Origin of the sequence: Propioniciclava tarda (assembly GCF_900182665.1) — a bacterium.
In the GTDB taxonomy this organism is placed as follows: Bacteria; Actinomycetota; Actinomycetes; order Propionibacteriales; family Propionibacteriaceae; genus Propioniciclava; species Propioniciclava tarda.
On the sequence record NZ_FXTL01000008.1, the window covers coordinates 90,034 to 106,222 of the forward strand.

The following is a 16,189-nucleotide window of genomic DNA, read 5'->3' on the forward strand; positions in this document are numbered from 1 at the left end:
GTCGCTGCTGGCCTGGACGCGCCGGATCGGCAAACGCTGACCTTTACGGCACATGCTGATCGAGGGACGTGGGCGTTTCTCCCGGGGGTGAGCGATTGTTGTCACGACCGGAGAGCATCCGCTCCATGGGGAGTTCTCCCCCGAACGGATTCGTGGCGCCTTCGAGTTAGGGCGTCCGAGTTCACGGGCCTCCTGACTCACCTTCGCTCACCTTCGTGGCACGTGCTTACGTCTGGAGCTGAGCGTTTGCCTCGGCGGTGAGCGTTCGGCGCTGTCGTGCCCGCTCGTCGTTGGGCTGGACGCGCGGGTTCATAGCTTGGCTGGCGGGACGCGTCAGGTGACGTCGGTGTCCACCCAGTCGAAGGTCTTGGTGACGGCCTTCTTCCAGCTGCGGTAGAGGCGATCTCGCTCGGCGGCGTCCATGGTCGGCGTCCAGCGCTTGCCGGCGGCCCAGTTGGCCACGACGTCCGCCTCGCCGGCCCAGAAGCCCACCGCGATGCCCGCGGCGTACGCGGCCCCGAGCGCGGTCGTCTCGGCGACGACCGGACGCACGACCTCGACCCCCAACTGGTCCGCCTGGAACTGCATCAGCAGCTCGTTGGCCGTCATGCCGCCGTCCACCCTCAGCTCGATCAGCCGGACGCCCGAGTCGGCCTCCATCGCGTCCAGAACCTCCCGCGTCTGGTAGGCGGACGCCTCCAGGGCGGCCCGGGCGATGTGGGCGCGGTTGACGTAGCGGGTGAGACCCACCAGTGCGCCGCGAGCGTCGCCGCGCCAGTAGGGCGCGAACAGGCCCGAGAAGGCGGGCACGAAGTAGGCCCCGCCGTTGTCGTCGACGGACGCCGCTAGGGCCTCGACGTCGGCCGCCGAGTCGACCAGCTGCAGGTTGTCGCGCAGCCACTGGATCAGCGAACCGGTGACGGCGATCGAGCCTTCCAACGCGTACACCGGGGCGGTGTCCCCGATCTGGTAGCACACCGTGGTGAGCAGCCCGTGCTTGCTCGGGACGGGCTCGGTGCCGGTGTTCATCAGCATGAAGCAGCCGGTGCCGTAGGTGTTCTTGGCCATCCCCTTCTCGAAGCAGGCCTGGCCGAAGGTCGCGGCGTGCTGGTCGCCCAGATTGCCGGCGATGGGGGTGTCGATGAGCAGTCCGTCCTTGGCTCCGTAGCCGTAGACCTCGGCCGAGGAGGTGATGGTCGGGAGCATCGAGATCGGGATACCCATGTCGGCGGCGATCTCGGGATCCCAGGCGAGGGTCTTGAGGTCCATCAGCATCGTCCGGGACGCGTTGGTGACGTCGGTCACGTGGACGCCACCGTCCGGCCCGCCGGTCAGATTCCAGATGACCCAGGTGTCGATGGTGCCCATGAGCAACTCGCCGGCCTCCGCTCGGGCGCGGGCGCCGTCGACGTTGTCGAGGATCCATCGCACCTTGGGGCCGCTGAAGTAGGTCGCGAGGGGGAGCCCGACGCGGGCCTTGTACTTGTCGGGGCCGTCCGCGCCGCCCAGGTCGGCCACCAACTGGTGGGTGCGGGTGTCCTGCCAGACGATGGCGTTGTAGACGGGGACGCCCGTTGCGGCGTCCCAGACGACCGCGGTCTCGCGCTGGTTGGTGATGCCCACCGCCGCGAGCGCGTGGCGGTTGATGTCGGCCTTGGCGAGTGCCTCGCCGACGACCTCGCGCGTGTTGGCCCAGATCTCCAGCGGATCGTGTTCGACCCAGCCGGCCCTCGGAAAGATCTGAGCGTGCTCCTTCTGGCCGGTCGCGACGGGGCGTCCGGCATGGTCGAAGACGATGGCACGCGTGCTCGTGGTGCCCTGGTCGATGGCCAAGATGAAGCGCTGATCGGCCACGGCGGCGTCCTTTCGTCGGATGCTCTAGCGTGGCGCGTCCGCCCGCCGCTGTCATCCCCGTGCACGAACCGGGCGTCCGTCCTAGTGTGGACGCGGAAGGGAGGCGAGCGTGGCACGAAGGTTGACGGCCGACGTCGTGGTGATCGGGGGCGGATCGACGGGCGCCGGCGTCGTGAGGGACGCCGCGATGCGCGGGTTCTCGGCCGTGCTCGTCGACCGATCCGACCTGGGCCAGGGCACCACGGGACGCTTCCACGGGCTCCTGCACTCGGGGGGACGCTACGTCGTGAGCGATCCGGGGTCTGCGTCCGAGTGCGCGTCCGAGAACGCGATCCTGAGCCGCATCCAGGCGCCGGCGATCGAGCGGACGGGCGGGCTGTTCGTGGCCGTGCCCGGCGATGATCCCGACTACGGCGACCGCTTCCTGGCCGGCGCGCGGGCAACCGGCGTGCCGGCGCGGGAGATCTCGGTTCGCGAGGCCCTGAGGCGCGAGCCCCGACTGAACCCGGGCATCGTCCGGGCGATCGAGGTCGAGGACGCGTCCGTCGACGGCTGGCAGCTGGTGTGGGGCGCGGTGAACTCGGCGAAGGCGTACGGGGCCCAGGTGCTCACGTACCACCCGGTCACGAACATCGAAGTCGCCGACGGAGCCGTCCGGGTCGTGCGCTGCCACGATCAGCGCCGCGACGAGGACGTCCTCATCGAGTGCCGGTTCGTCCTGAACTGCGCCGGACCGTGGGCCGGCCAGATCACCGAGCTGACCGGGCTGCCGCCCGTGCCGGTCGTGCCCGGCCGCGGGATCATGATCGCGATGAACCACCGCTTGGTGAACACCGTGGTCAACCGGCTGATCTATCCGGCCGACGGCGACATCCTGGTGCCAGTGCACACGGTCTCGGTGATCGGGACGACGGACGTCAAGGAGTCCGATCCTGACCACCTGCCCATTCCGGCCGCCGAGGTCCAGCAGATGCTGGACGCCGGCGAGGAGCTCATCCCGGGGTTCCGGCAGGCCCGCGCCGTGCATGCCTGGGCGGGCTCGCGTCCGCTGATCAAGGACGACCGGGTCGCGTCCGACGACACCCGGCACATGAGCCGCGGCATGGCGGTCGTCGACCACCTGGCCCGCGACGGCGTCCAGGGCCTGCTCACGATCGGCGGGGGCAAGCTGACGACGTATCGGTTGATGGCCGAGCACATCGTGGACGCGATGTGCGACCAGCTCGGCGAGTCGCGCGCGTGCCGGACGGCGTCCGAAGAGATCCCCTACGACGGCGACGCCAAGCACTACACGATCACGCACCGCCTCGCCGATCGGGAGGCGGATCGGCTCGACGACCAGATCATCTGCGAGTGCGAGCTGATGAGCCGCTCGATGTTCACCGACCTGCTGGACGCGCAGCCGCTGTCCACCCTCGACGACCTGCGGCGCCAGCTCCGGCTGGGCATGGGGCCTTGTCAGGGCGGCTTCTGCGCCTCGCGCGCGGCCGGAGTCGCGGTGACCGAACAGGCCGTGGATGCCGAGCGCGCGTCGGGGCTGCTGCGGCTGTTCTTGAGGAACCGCTGGATCGGGCTGTGGCCGATCCTGCACGGCGACCAGGTCCGGCAGACCGCGATCGACCACTGGATCTACTCCGGCACGTTCGATATCGAGCACCTGCCCGAGCCTGCAGAGGAGGTCGTCCGATGAGCCGAGACATCGTCATCGGGGCGGGGCTCGCGGGGCTCTGCGCGGCCCTTCGCCTCGCCCAGGCCGGACGCCCCGTCACCCTGGTCGCCAAGGGCGCCGGGGGCCTGGGGCTCTCGCAGGGCACGATCGACATCCTCGGGTACGCGCCCGATCGGGTGTTCGCACCGCTGGACGCCGTCCGCGCGGTCGCCTCGGACCACCCGTACAGCGGCATCGGCCCGGACGCCGTCGCGGCGTCCGCCGCTTGGCTGCGCGACGAGCTGGGCCCCGAACTCCTGGTCGGCGACCCAGGCGTCAACCTGCACCTGCCGACCGCGCTGGGGTCGATCCGCCCCACCTGCCTGGCCCAGCCGTCGATGGTCGAGGGCGCGGTGGTCGGTGGCAGGCGCTACGTCGTCGTCGGCGTCCGCCAGCTGAAGGACTTCTCGCCCGAACTCGTCGCCGGCAACCTCGCCCGGACGCCTGCGCCCGACGGCGGCGCCATCGAAGCGCACCCCGCCTGGATCGACCTGCCCGCGCGCCCCGGCGAGGCGGACGCGTCCGGCCTTACCTACGCGCGCGCCCTCGACGACGTGGCCTTCGCCGATGCCTTCGCGGCCGCCGTCGCTGCGGTGGCGGGGGAGTGCGACGTGGTTCTGCTCCCGGCGGTCCTCGGCCTGCGGCGCCTGGGGGTCTGGCGACAGGTCAGCGCCCGCGTGGGGCGTCCGGTCGCCGAAGTGCCGCTGCAGCCGCCCTCCGTTCCGGGCATCCGGCTGTACGAGGCGCTGCTAGGCCGCCTGCGGGCGGCCGGCGTGCGGCACGTCCAAGGCAGCCTGGTGACGGGCTTTCAGGCGAAGGACGGACGCCTCCGCTCGGTCACCGTCGCTGCCGCGGGCGGTCCGCGCGAGCTGGCTGCCGCCCACGTCGTGTACGCCCCCGGAGGCTTCGAGAGCGGCGCTCTGGCCGTGGACAGCTACGGCACCATCGCGGAGCGACTCTTCGGGCTGCCGCTCACGGCGTCCAGCTCGCCCGACCTCGTCGGGCCGGACTTCTGGGCCCCGCACCGACTGTTCCAGGTGGGCGTCCGGACCGACGCCGCGGGGCGTCCGGTCGACGGCGAAGCCGCCGTCTACGCCAACCTGTACGCGGCCGGGGGGCTCATCGCCGGTGCGGAGCGCTGGCGGGAGAAGTCGGGCGACGGCATCGCCGTCGCGACGGCCGTCCGGGCGGCGGACGCGATCATCGGAGGTGCGGCATGAGCAAGGACGAGGCCAAGCGTCTGCGCGAAAGGCTCAACAACGAGCTCAACCGCGCCACCCTGGACCACTGCGTGAAGTGCACGATCTGCGAGCAGAGTTGCCCGGTCTCGGCGGTCACGCCGCTGTTCTCGGGGCCCAAGTTCGTGGGGCCGCAGGCGGAACGCTTCCGCGACGGCGAGTCGGTGGACCACTCGGTCGACTACTGCTCCAGCTGCGGGACGTGCTCGGTGGTCTGCCCCCAAGGCGTCAAGGTGGCCGAGCTCAACTCGCTGGCGCGCGCGGTGATGAAGGCGGAGCACGGCATCCCCGTGCGCGATCGACTCATCACCCAGACCACGCTGATGGGCCGCGCGATGACCCCGCTGGCCCCCGTCGCCAACGCCGTCCTCGGCAACTCGGCGGCGCGCAGGGTGATGGAGCTGGCGGTCGGCGTGGCGGCGTCCGCCCCGATGCCGACCGCGCACGGCCAGACGCTGCGCGGCTGGCTCAAGAAGCGTCCGGCGCCGACCAAGGCGCCGACCCGCGGACCCGTGATCTTCTTCCACGGGTGCGCCGGCGCGTTCTTCGAGACCGAGGCCGCCAAGGCGGCGATCGAAGTCCTCGAGCACCTCGGCTTCGAGGTCATCGTCCCCGAGCAGGGCTGCTGTGGTCTTGCCGAGCAGAGCAACGGACTCTTTGCGCAGGCGTCCGACGCCGTGCTCAAACTCGTCGGGCAGCTGCGCGCGCCCGGCACGGCCGCGCCGGTCGTCTCGGTCGCCGGTAGCTGCGGCGGCATGCTCAAGCACGAGGCCCACGAGATCCTCGGGCTGGACGATCCCGATCTCGCCGACGTCGGACGCCGCACGCGCGACATCTCCGAGTTCCTGATGGAGCTCTACGACGCGGGGGAGTTGCCGACCGATTTCGCGCCGATCCCGCTGCGGGTGCCGTACCACCAGCCGTGCCAGGTGCGCAGCCAGGGGATGGGCATGCCCGCGGCCGATCTGCTGCGCCTCATCCCCGAGCTGGAGGTCGTCGAGTCGAACGCGGTCTGCTGCGGGATCGCCGGCACGTACGGCCTGAAGAAGGAGAAGTACGAGATCGCCCAAGCGGTGGGCAAGCCGCTGTTCGACCTGGTGCTGGAGCTGAACGAGGGCCTCGCGGCCTGCGACACGGAGACCTGCCGCTGGCAGATCGCGAAGTCGACCGGGGTCAAGACGGTCCACCCGATCCAGCTGGTCCACCAGGCGTACGGGCTCGGACGGCTCCCAGGGCTGGGCTGACCGCACCCCGAGGGTCCGTCCCTCGGGGTCGAGCGGGCTCTGGTCGAGCAGGTGTTGCAGAGCATCAGCTATGCCTGAGGTGCGTCGCCCGGCGTCCCCGTGGAGCGAAACGGTGTTCCGCTGATCGGGAGGATGTCCTGCGGACGCGACACAGTTAGGTTAGCCTTACCTCATGACGTTGACGCAGGCACCGCTTCACCAGACCCTGGTCCTGACCGGGTCCAGCCTGGAGCCTGCGCAGACCCGTCGCCTGTCGTCCCTCGGCCTGCGGCAAGGCGCCCAGTTGCGCCTCGTGCAACGGCTCGCCGGCGGTGCGCGCGTCGTCGCGGTGGCCGGAGCGCGGGTTGCCCTGGGCTCCGCCCTGCTCGGCGGCCTGACGGTGGAAGCCGCCGCCTGAGCGGTGATGATGACCTCCAACATCGACACCAGCGAGCATCGGCACCTGCCGGGCCTCGACCTTGAGCGCGAGTGCTGCGTCGTCCCGGACGTGGCCTCGCCCGCCGGCACCCCCGTGGTCGCCCTCGTCGGCGCGCCTAACTCTGGGAAGTCGACGCTCTTCAACGGACTGACCGGCCTGCGCTCGCACACCGGCAACTGGCCCGGGACGTCGGTCGAGATCGCCCGCGGCCCCTGGAAGGCCAACGGTGTGGCCCTCGACCTCATCGACCTGCCGGGGGCGTACAGCCTCGACCCGATCAGCCCGGATGAGGCGCTCACGCGTGATCTGCTGGTGACCGACGGGCCGGGGCGTCCGGACTTGGTCGTCGTCCTCGCGGACGCCGCCCACCTCGCCCGCTCGCTCTACCTCGTCACCCAGGTCCGCGAACTCAACCTGCGCTGCGTTGTCGCCTTGTCGATGAACGATGTCGCCGCCGCGCGCGGCGTGACCGTCGACGCGGACGCCCTCGCGGCGTCCCTCGGCTGCCCGGTCGTGCCGCTGGATCCGCGCCGCCGGCGTGGACTCGATCGCCTCGGGGACGCCGTGGCCACCAGCCTGGCGGACGGCGTCCCGGCGCCGCGGACGCGACCAGAGGCGTCCGATGAACTCGCCCGCGAGGACGAGCGCTTCGCCTTCATCGACGCCGCCGCGTCGTCGGCGACGCACGACTCCGGACGCGCCCGCGTCGACTGGAGCGACCGCATCGACCGCGTCGCCACCCACTCGATCGGAGGGCCGATCGTCTTCCTGGGCGTGATGTGGCTGGTGTTCCAGGCGACGACGACGGTCGCCGCCCCCCTTCAGGACGCCCTGGACGGCTTCTTCTCCGGCCCCGTGTCGGACGCCGCGCGCGCCGGTCTGGCCGCGCTGGGCCTCGGTGGCACCTGGGTCGAGGGACTGCTGGTCAACGGGCTCATCGCGGGCGTCGGCATGCTGCTGACGTTCGTGCCGCTGATGGCGATCATGTTCGTGCTGCTCGCCCTGCTGGAGGACTCCGGCTACATGGCCCGCGCCGCGGTCGTGACCGACCGCCTCATGCGAGCGATCGGCCTGCCCGGCAAGGCGTTCCTGCCGCTGGTCGTGGGCTTCGGCTGCAACGTGCCCGCCGTCAGCGCGACGCGCATCCTGTCGAACCCGCGCCAGCGCACGCTGACCGCGCTGCTCGTGCCGTTCACGTCCTGCAGCGCCCGCCTGACGGTCTACATGCTGCTGGCCACCACGTTCTTCGGCCGCAACGCCGGCACCGTGGTGTTCGCGCTCTACGTGACGTCGATCGTGTTCGTCATCCTGGTCGGCCTGGCCCTGCGACACACGTTGTGGCGGACCATGGGCGACGAGCCCCTGATCCTGGACCTGCCGCCCTACCAGCGCCCGACGCTCGCGATCACCGCCACCGTCACCTGGACGCGCCTGAAGGGCTTCCTCAAGACCGCGTCCGGCATCATCGTCGCCACCGTGTGCGCGGTGTGGCTGCTGCAGTCCATTCCAGCCGGGCCGGGCGCCTTCGGTGAGGTGCCGATCGAGGGCTCGCTGTACGCCGCCATGGCACGGTTCGTGGCGCCGATCTTCGCCCCGGCCGGATTCGGCTCCTGGGAGCTGGTGTCCGCGCTGGTCGTCGGCTTCGTCGCCAAGGAGGCCGTGCTCACCTCGTGGGCGCAGACGTACGCGATCGCCGAGGGCGATCCCGGCGACCTCGGCGTCCACCTGACGAACTCGTTCGCGGCGGCGTCCGGCGGGCACACGCTCGCGGCGGTGGCGGCGTTCCTCGTCTTCGTGCTGGCCTACACGCCCTGCGTGGCCACCCTGGCCGCGCAGAAGCGCGAGATCGGCCTGCGCTGGACGCTGTTTGGCGTCCTCATCAACCTCACGGTCGCTTGGCTGGCGGCTGTTGCCGTGTTCAACGTGGCGAGCCTGCTGTGAGCGGACCGCTGACGCGCGTCCTGGACGCCTTCGAGGCGGGCGCGTCCAGCCTGGCCGAGGTGCAGGCGTCCACCGGTCTCAGTCGGGACGTCGTCGACGCCAGCGTCGACCACCTGATCCGGCTCGGACGCCTCGACGCCCGCGAGCTGGCGATGGGCTGCCCGTCCGGTGGCTGCGGCGGGTGCGCCAGCGGGACGACCGAGGGGACCGCCGGGTGCGGCGCGCCAGGCCCGTCGTCCGGACGCCACGGGCCGGCGTTGGTCGCGCTGACGCTGCGCCGCCCGGCGACCGCTTGAGGCGACGTAGACTGCTCGGCCGTGACGGCGTCCATCGATTTGCCCATCGGGATCTTCGACTCGGGCTTCGGCGGCCTGACGGTCGCGCGAGCGGTCTGGGACCAGCTGCCGAACGAGGACATCGTCTATCTCGGCGATACGGCCCGCGCCCCCTACGGCGACAAGACCATTCCGGAGGTTCGCGAATACGCGCTCGAGTGCCTCGATCACCTCTACGAGTCCGGGGTGAAGGCGCTGGTCATCGCGTGCAATTCGGCCTCGTCCGCGGTGCTGCGGGACGCCCGGGAGCGCTACGACGTGCCGGTGATCGAGGTGATCCTGCCCGCGGCCCGGCGCGCGGTGAAGGTCAGCAAGACCGGACGCATCGGCGTGATCTGCACCGAGGCCACGGCGACGAGCCGCAGCTATGACGACGCGGTGGCGGCGGTTCCGGGTGTGGAACTGCTGACACAGCCGTGCCCGCTCTTCGTGGAGTACGTCGAGCGTGGGATCACCGGCGGCCCCGAGCTGCTCGGCGTGGCCGAGGGCTACCTAGCAGGCTTGCGCGAGCAGGGGATCGACACCCTGATCCTCGGCTGCACGCATTACCCGCTGCTGACGGGCGTGATCGCCTACGTGCTCGGGCAAGAGGTGACGCTGGTCAGCTCGGCCGAGGAGTGCGCCAAGGAGGTTTTCCACACCCTCACGGACCTCGATCTGGTGCACGCCCAGGCGCGGGAGGCGTCCAGGACGTTTCTGACGACGGGCAATCCGGAGCGGTTCGAAGGCATCGGACGCCGCCTGACGGGCGGCTTCGTGGACGGCGTCGAGCAGGTCGTCGCCGTCTCGCGCGGCTAGGGCCGCCGCCTACTTGGCGGGGGACTGCGGCTGGTGTCCGCCGCACCAGTCGTTGGCCGGCACCATGGCCTTGACCTGCTCGACGTGCGCGCCGCAGCCGGCCCAGGTGGTCTTGCCGCAGGTCACGCACTTCACGGGACGGCACATCGTCGTTCTCCTTCGCTCAGGTTCCGCCGAAAATATACCCAGGGGGGTATCTAGGATCAAGTCGTGTCGGACGCCGCCGGTAGGGTACCGCTCATGGCTTCACGACTCGACGGACGCGCCCCCGACCAGCTTCGGCCGGTCACGATCACCCGCAACTGGCTCGATCACGCGGAGGGCTCGGTGCTGGTCGAGTTCGGCAAGACGCGGGTCCTGGTGGCCGCGTCGGTGACCGAGGGCGTCCCGCGCTGGCGTAAGGGCTCGGGGCTGGGCTGGGTGACGTCGGAGTACGCGATGCTCCCGCGCTCGACGAACACGCGCAGCGACCGCGAGTCGGTGAAGGGTCGCATCGGCGGCCGCACCCACGAGATCTCTCGACTGATCGGCCGCTCACTGCGGGCCGTCATCGACTACAAAGCCCTCGGCGAGAACACGATCGTCATCGACTGCGACGTGCTGCAGGCCGACGGCGGGACGCGGACGGCGTCCATCACCGGCGCCTACGTCGCGCTGGCGGACGCCGTGAACTGGCTCCGCTCCCGGGGCGCGCTCGCGGGCGAGCCGCTGCTGGGCTCGGTGGCGGCCATCTCGGTCGGCGTGATCGACGGCGTCCCCATGCTGGACTTGCCCTACGAGGAGGACAGCCGCGCCGAGGTCGACATGAACATCGTCTGCACCGGCGAGGGCCGGTTCGTCGAGGTGCAGGGCACCGCCGAGGGCGAGCCGTTCGACCGCGACGTCCTGAACAGCCTGCTCGACCTGGGCCTGGCCGGCTGCGCCGAGCTGACCCGCCTGCAGAACGAGGCGCTCGGGCGATGAAGATCGACAAGGTCGTCCTCGCGACCCGCAACGCGAAGAAGTTGGTCGAGCTGCGGCGCACGTTCGAGGCGTCCGGGCTAGAGGTCGAGGTGCTCGGGCTGGACGACGTTGCGGCCTACCCGGAGCCCGCCGAGACCGAGCCCGACTTCGCCGGCAACGCCCTGCTGAAGGCGCGCGCCTGCGTGGCGGCGACCGGCCTGCCGGCGCTCGCGGACGACTCCGGGCTCGAGGTGGACGCCCTGAACGGCATGCCGGGGGTGCTGTCGGCACGGTGGTCGGGGCCGAAGGCGTCCGATCAGGCGAACTTGGCGCTGGTGGTGCACCAGCTGGCCGATGTGGCGGACGACGACCGCGATGCGTCCTTCGTGTGCGCGGTGGCGCTGGTCCTGCCCGACGGGAAGCACTGGCAGACCTTCGGTCGCATGCCTGGACGCCTCGCGCGCGAGCCGCGCGGCAGCAACGGGTTCGGTTACGACCCGGCTTTCGTCGCGGAGGGCGAAACCCGCACCAACGGCGAACTCTCGGCGGAGGAGAAGGACGCCATCAGCCACCGCGGCCAGGCCGTCCGGGCGATGGTCGACGTCATCAGGGCCCTCAACGCCGGCGAGGAGCCGCTGGACGGCGCCTCGTCCAACGCGGCCGATGACGAGTATCTGGATCTGCTGGACAGGATCCTGGCCGAAGGCGTCCGCAAGGACGACCGCACCGGCACCGGCACGCTGTCGGTGTTCGGGCACCAGATGCGCTTCGACCTCGCCGAGGGCTTCCCCCTGCTGACGACGAAGCGGGTGCACGTGCGCAGCGTCTTCGGCGAGCTGCTGTGGTTCCTGCGCGGCGACACGAACGTGGGCTGGCTCCACGAGAACAAGATCACGATCTGGGACGAGTGGGCCGACGCCAACGGCGACCTGGGCCCGATCTACGGCCATCAGTGGCGGTCCTGGGGTGCCGCGGACGGCCGCACCATCGACCAGATCAACCAGGTGATCGACCAGCTCAAGACCAATCCAGATAGCCGTCGCCTGATCGTCTCGGCCTGGAACGTGGGCGAGCTCGACAAGATGGCCCTGCCGCCCTGCCATGCGTTCTTCCAGTTCTACGTCGCCGACGGCAAGCTGTCGTGCCACCTCTACCAGCGCTCGGCGGACGTGTTCCTCGGCGTCCCGTTCAATATCGCCAGTTATGCGTTGCTGACGCACCTGATGGCCCAAGTCTGCGGGCTCCAGGTAGGGGAGTTGGTGCACACCCTGGGCGATGCCCACCTGTACGTGAACCACGTCGACCAGGCGTACGAGCAACTGTCGAGGACGCCGTTCCCGACGCTGCCGACGCTACGCCTCAACCCGGCCGTCACCGAGATCGACGCCTTCACCCTGGACGACATCGAGGTGATTGGGTACTCCCACCACCCCGGCATCAAGGCCCCGATCGCGGTATGACCTCCTTCATCGCCATCGCGATCGTCGCAGCCAACGGCGTCCTGGGCGACGGCGAGAAGCAGCCGTTCGAGTTCGCCGAGGACTGGGCCCGCTACAAGCGCGTCACCCTGGGTCATCCCATGATCATGGGACGCCGCACGCACGACGCCATCGGGCGCTTCCTGCCGGGCCGCACGACGATCATCGTCACGCGGCGTCCGGAGACGGTCGAGATCCCCGACGGGGTGGACGCCTACGCTGTCGCCTCGGTGGACGCCGCCCTCGACCTGGCGGCGTCCCTGGACGACGTGGTCTACGTCGCAGGTGGCGGTGAGATCTACCGACAAGCCTGGCCGCGGCTGACCGAGCTGGATCTGACCGAGGTGCACGCGGAGGCGTCCGGCCACGTCACGTTCCCCGAGATCGATCCCACGCGCTGGGTCGAGACTCGCCGCGAGCCGCTCGGGCCGTTCGACTTCGTCGGCTACGGACAGTTGGCGACCAGAGGTGAGCAGTCGTAGATCGTGTAGCTGAGCACGACCTGGGACGCGCCGGCTGACATGGTCACCGACCCCTGCTTCGGCATCGACCCGCAGTCCACCTGACCGAAGGTCGCGGTGCTGAGCGCAGTAGCCTCCAGTGCGACACTGGACGCGATGAGATCCACTGCCTCGATCCTCCACCTCGACCTGGACGCCTTTTTCGCGGCGGTCGAGCAGCGCGACAAGCCGTCGCTCCGGGGCAAGCCGGTGATCGTGGGTGGGCTGGGCCACCGCGGGGTCGTGTCGACGGCGTCCTACGAGGCGCGCAGGTTCGGGGTCGGCTCCGCCATGCCGATGCACGAGGCGCGGCGGCTGTGTCCGCACGCCGCCTTTCTGACCGGACGGTTCGGGGCCTACCGCGAGGCGTCCGGGATCGTCATGGGTCTGTTGCGACGACTGTCGCCGCTGGTCGAGCCGTTGAGCCTGGACGAGGCCTTCGTCGACCTGGCCGTGGACGGCCGCTCGCTGGCGTCCGGCGATCTGGCGGCGGTGGCGACCACGCTTCGCGAGGACGTCGAGGCTCAGACTTCGGGGCTGACGGCGTCCGTGGGGCTTGGGTCCAGCAAGTTCATGGCAAAGGTGGCGTCCGAGCTGGCCAAGCCGAACGGCCTGAGGCTGATCGAGCCCGGCACGGAGGAGGCCACGATCCGTCCGCTGCCGGCGCGGGCTATCCCCGGGGTCGGGCCAGCGACGATGGAGCGACTCGGACGCCTCGGCGTCAAGACCGTGGCGGACGTCCAGGCGCTGAGCGAGCGCGAGCTGGTCCGCGAGCTGGGGAAGGCGTCCGGCGAGGGGCTGCACCGGCTGGCGTTCGCTCGCGACGACCGGGCGGTCCAGGCCGAGCGCGAGACCAAGTCGATCTCCGTCGAGGACACCTTCGAGCACGACGTCCGCGACCGCACCCAGCTGGCGGCGTTGATCGAGCGAGACGCGGTCACGTTGAGCGAGCGGCTCGCCAAGGCACGCCTGTTCGCCCGGACGATCACGGTGAAGGTGCGCCTCCCCGACTTCACGACCTTCACCCGGTCGCAGACGCTGGACGGCTCGACCGACCGCCCCGAGGTGATCGCGCGACAGGCCCGGTCGCTGGTCTTCGGACTCGACCTGTCCGAAGGCGTCCGGCTGCTGGGAGTCGGGGTGGCGTCCTTCACCGAGGTCGCCCAGGAGGCCCTCTTCGAGCCGGACGCCGTGGGCGTCGTCGTGGAGGAGACCTCGGCCGCCGCGCAGGCCCCGGCGACGGCCGGCGTCCGGGATCGGCGTCTGGGGTACGCGCCGGGTGCGGACGTGGTCCACGAGACCATGGGTCCGGGCTGGGTGTGGGGCTCGGGCCTGGGCCGGGTGACGGTTCGGTTCGAGACGGCGGACACCGGCCCCGGACCGGTCCGCACCTTGGCCCTGGACGACCCTGCCTTGCGTCCCGCTGACGAGCCGACGGACGCCAGCCCCTAGACTCGTCCGGACGGCCGGAGTGGTGGAATGGCAGACACGCCAGATTTAGGTTCTGGTGCCCCCAGGGCGTGAGAGTTCGAGTCTCTTCTCCGGCACCGTTTGTCCTCCCTGTCCGACCCCGGAGCCAGGGGAGGCGTCCGTCAGTCCGGCAGCAGCGCCCGCATGGCGTTCAGTTCGACGCGCAGTCGCTGCGCCAGCGGCGTCGCCTCCACGTCGCTCCGGGCCATCGCCGTGTTCACGGCGGCCAGCAGCAGTCCCATCGCGACGCGGGCCGAGTGGGCGTCCCCCGTCCGCCTTTCGAAGGCCAGGAACAGGGGCTTGATCAGGCACATCAGCTGCAGCAAGAGCTCGTGGCGCAGCTCGGGCTGGAAGCCGAGGGCGTCCTTGATCCGCCTGAGGTCGGCCGGCAGCGAGATGTACGGGGCGACCAGGTCGCAGGCGTCCTCGAGGATGTTCCCGGACGCCGAAGTGAAGACCTCCAGCGCCTCGGCGAGGATCTCCTCGGTGCGCAGGTCGAATACGGCGGCGGCCTTGCTCGGGTAGTAGTTGAAGAAGGTGCGCGGGGCGATGTCGACCACCGCGCAGATCTCCTCCACCGTCACTCCGGCGATGCCGCCGTCGGCACCCAACCGCAGCGCGGCCTCGTGGATCGCCTGGCGGGTGGCGGCCTTCTTCCGCTCCCGCAGTCCGGGCTCGGCCGGCCGCACGGCCATCATCCGAGCATCCCCTCGGCGGCGGCCGTCTTCTCCTCCAGCGCCGAGCGCGTGCGCAGCGGAGGCACCCGGTAGAACAGGGTGATCACGAAGGCGAACAGCATGACGGTGAGCGCCGTCCAGTACAGCGACACCACCGAGGTGTTGAACGCCGAGAGGAAAGGCTTGGTCAGGCGCGGATCGGCGCCGGTCAGGAAGGACGTGTTGCTGGACGACGTGTCGGTCTGCACCTGGTCGGACGAGCCGTCCCGGATGGCCGAGATCAGGCCGGGCACGATCGAGTCGATGATCGCCTGCCGCTGCACCGGGTCGGCGTAATCGATCGCGAGGCGTCCGTCGACGACGGTGAAGTGCTTCTCGCCGGCGACCTTCTGCAGGGCCTTGGCCTCGGCGTCCGGAAGGGCCTTGGCGACGGCGTCCTCGATCTGGGCGTCGACGGCCGACAGCTTGTGCGCGCCGTCGGCGATAGCGGTCGTTCCGGACGCCGCCTTCCGCGTCCCGGACGTCAGCAGGCTTCCCTTGCTGGCCGCTGTGTTCGCGCCGGTCGCGAGCTGTTGGGCCCCACTGGCGAGCTGCGTCAGCCCGGACGACAGCTTGGTACTTCCGGACGCCGCCTGCGCCAGCCCCGTGGCCAGGCCGGGCTTCCCTGACCCACCGTTGAGGTAGCCGCTGGTCGTGTAGACGCTGGTGGCCAGGGCCGTCATCGCGCCCTGGACCGACGTGTTGTCGGATGCGAGGCGTCCGCACGCGGCGCTGTCGCCGTCCGTGCAGGCCTGCTGGTCGGCGCCGAGGGTCTTCATGGCGGACGCCAGGGCCGCGTAGTCGGTCGTGGACTTCTGTGTGGTGGACGCTGCCGTCTGCTCGGCCGCGGACAGCTTGGTGAGGCCGCTGGACAGCTGGCCGCTCGCGTTGGCGATGGCGGAGGCCCCGGCTGTGCCGCCGCCGATCTTGCCGACGCCGCTGACGAACGCGCCGGTGCCGGTGCTGAGCTGGTTGAGCCCGGCGCCGAGAGAATCGAGTCCGTCGGCCAACTTGCCGGTGCCCTCGGCGGCCTTGGCATGGACGATCGTCGACACCTGTTGGCGGACAGCCGCCTCGACCTGGGTCTTCACCTGATCGGTGGCGTCCGAGAGGCTCGTGTCGATCTTGTCGGTGATCTTGGTGGTGACCGGCGTCCACATCTTGGCCATGATCGCCCGGTTCGCCGGGGCGGTGGCGACCGCGGGATCCAGGGCGGCGTCCAAAGCGGCGGTGATCGTCGCCTTGTCGGTCAGCGACGTCGAGATGTTGGCAGGCAGGGAGCTGAACAGCATCGACAGCATGATCGCCGTTCCCAGGGTGCCGCCGATCTGGCGGAAGAAGGTCGCCGAGCTGGTGGCGACGCCGATGTCCGCAGCCGGGGCGGCCGCCTGGACGGCCATCGTCAGGGTCTGCATGAGCTGGCCGAGTCCGAGCCCGACCACGAACATGGCGACCAGCAGGTAGGCCAGCGGCTTGTCGAGTGTGATGTTCGCAAGGATCGCGAAGCCGACCGCCATCGTGGCCGTGCCGGTGATCGGGAAGATGTC

At 70.5% G+C, this 16,189-nt stretch carries 15 protein-coding genes, 1 tRNA gene and 1 pseudogene; 13 read left to right on the forward strand and 4 right to left on the reverse strand.

Features of this window, described 5'->3' with window-relative positions; genetic code table 11:
• Positions 1-333: 333 nt before the first annotated feature.
• Positions 334-1,854, reverse strand: coding sequence for a glycerol kinase GlpK (gene glpK / locus FN821_RS07985; protein WP_131171641.1), 1,521 nt, complete (start codon positions 1,852-1,854; stop codon positions 334-336).
• 121 nt (positions 1,855-1,975) lie between these two features.
• On the opposite strand from glpK, the gene glpA reads away from it, so the two are divergent.
• The 7 genes from glpA to murI all read left to right on the forward strand — a co-directional run bounded on the left by glpA (position 1,976) and on the right by murI (position 9,536).
• Positions 1,976-3,544, forward strand: coding sequence for an anaerobic glycerol-3-phosphate dehydrogenase subunit GlpA (gene glpA, locus FN821_RS07990; protein WP_131171715.1), 1,569 nt, complete (start codon positions 1,976-1,978; stop codon positions 3,542-3,544).
• Positions 3,541-4,782 (forward strand): glycerol-3-phosphate dehydrogenase subunit GlpB, encoded by a 1,242-nt coding sequence (gene glpB, locus FN821_RS07995; protein ID WP_131171642.1) that lies wholly within the window; start codon positions 3,541-3,543, stop codon positions 4,780-4,782. The genes glpA and glpB overlap by 4 nt, the downstream gene beginning before the upstream one ends.
• Positions 4,779-6,044, forward strand: a complete 1,266-nt coding sequence (locus FN821_RS08000; RefSeq protein WP_131171643.1) for an anaerobic glycerol-3-phosphate dehydrogenase subunit C — start codon at positions 4,779-4,781, stop codon at positions 6,042-6,044. The genes glpB and FN821_RS08000 overlap by 4 nt, the downstream gene beginning before the upstream one ends.
• A gap of 172 nt (positions 6,045-6,216) precedes the next feature.
• Entirely contained in the window at positions 6,217-6,441 is a 225-nt protein-coding gene (locus FN821_RS08005; RefSeq protein WP_131171644.1) for a FeoA domain-containing protein, read from the forward strand.
• Positions 6,442-6,450: 9 nt separating this feature from the next.
• Positions 6,451-8,403: a ferrous iron transport protein B gene (gene feoB / locus FN821_RS08010; RefSeq protein WP_131171645.1), complete on the forward strand. Its 1,953-nt coding sequence runs from the start codon at positions 6,451-6,453 to the stop codon at positions 8,401-8,403.
• Complete coding sequence (locus FN821_RS08015; protein WP_131171646.1) at positions 8,400-8,699, forward strand: FeoC-like transcriptional regulator; 300 nt, start codon at positions 8,400-8,402, stop codon at positions 8,697-8,699. The genes feoB and FN821_RS08015 overlap by 4 nt, the downstream gene beginning before the upstream one ends.
• Before the next feature lie 21 nt (positions 8,700-8,720).
• Positions 8,721-9,536 (forward strand): glutamate racemase, encoded by an 816-nt coding sequence (gene murI, locus FN821_RS08020; protein ID WP_131171647.1) that lies wholly within the window; start codon positions 8,721-8,723, stop codon positions 9,534-9,536.
• Positions 9,537-9,545: 9 nt separating this feature from the next.
• Here the strand turns inward: murI and FN821_RS14250 are convergent, their stop codons facing one another.
• A complete protein-coding gene (locus FN821_RS14250; RefSeq protein WP_165489262.1) occupies positions 9,546-9,683 on the reverse strand; it encodes a hypothetical protein in 138 nt (45 codons plus the stop codon).
• A gap of 93 nt (positions 9,684-9,776) precedes the next feature.
• Between FN821_RS14250 and rph the strand changes: the two genes are divergently transcribed.
• The 6 genes and pseudogenes from rph to FN821_RS08045 all read left to right on the forward strand — a co-directional run bounded on the left by rph (position 9,777) and on the right by FN821_RS08045 (position 14,003).
• A complete protein-coding gene (gene rph, locus FN821_RS08025; RefSeq protein ID WP_131171648.1) occupies positions 9,777-10,499 on the forward strand; it encodes a ribonuclease PH in 723 nt (240 codons plus the stop codon).
• A gap of 2 nt (positions 10,500-10,501) precedes the next feature.
• Positions 10,502-11,092: pseudogene (gene rdgB / locus FN821_RS14670) on the forward strand (RdgB/HAM1 family non-canonical purine NTP pyrophosphatase); the annotation flags it as partial.
• Positions 11,093-11,113: 21 nt separating this feature from the next.
• Positions 11,114-11,938 carry a thymidylate synthase gene (locus FN821_RS14475; RefSeq protein WP_241660122.1) on the forward strand — a complete coding sequence of 275 codons (825 nt, stop codon included), beginning with the start codon at positions 11,114-11,116 and terminating at the stop codon, positions 11,936-11,938.
• Positions 11,935-12,438, forward strand: coding sequence for a dihydrofolate reductase (locus tag FN821_RS08035; RefSeq protein WP_131171650.1), 504 nt, complete (start codon positions 11,935-11,937; stop codon positions 12,436-12,438). Before FN821_RS14475 ends, FN821_RS08035 begins: the two co-directional genes overlap by 4 nt.
• 135 nt (positions 12,439-12,573) lie before the next feature.
• Positions 12,574-13,908, forward strand: a complete 1,335-nt coding sequence (locus tag FN821_RS08040) for a DNA polymerase IV (RefSeq protein WP_131171651.1) — start codon at positions 12,574-12,576, stop codon at positions 13,906-13,908.
• Between the two features lie 13 nt (positions 13,909-13,921).
• Positions 13,922-14,003: transfer RNA gene (locus FN821_RS08045), tRNA-Leu, on the forward strand.
• A gap of 45 nt (positions 14,004-14,048) precedes the next feature.
• Here FN821_RS08045 and FN821_RS08050 read toward each other — a convergent pair.
• The gene (locus tag FN821_RS08050) at positions 14,049-14,621 is read right to left on the reverse strand and encodes a TetR/AcrR family transcriptional regulator (protein WP_165489263.1); all 573 of its coding nucleotides are present in this window, start codon (positions 14,619-14,621) and stop codon (positions 14,049-14,051) included.
• Positions 14,621-16,159 carry a hypothetical protein gene (locus FN821_RS08055; RefSeq protein ID WP_131171653.1) on the reverse strand — a complete coding sequence of 513 codons (1,539 nt, stop codon included), beginning with the start codon at positions 16,157-16,159 and terminating at the stop codon, positions 14,621-14,623. Before FN821_RS08055 ends, FN821_RS08050 begins: the two co-directional genes overlap by 1 nt.
• Positions 16,160-16,189 lie beyond the last annotated feature (30 nt).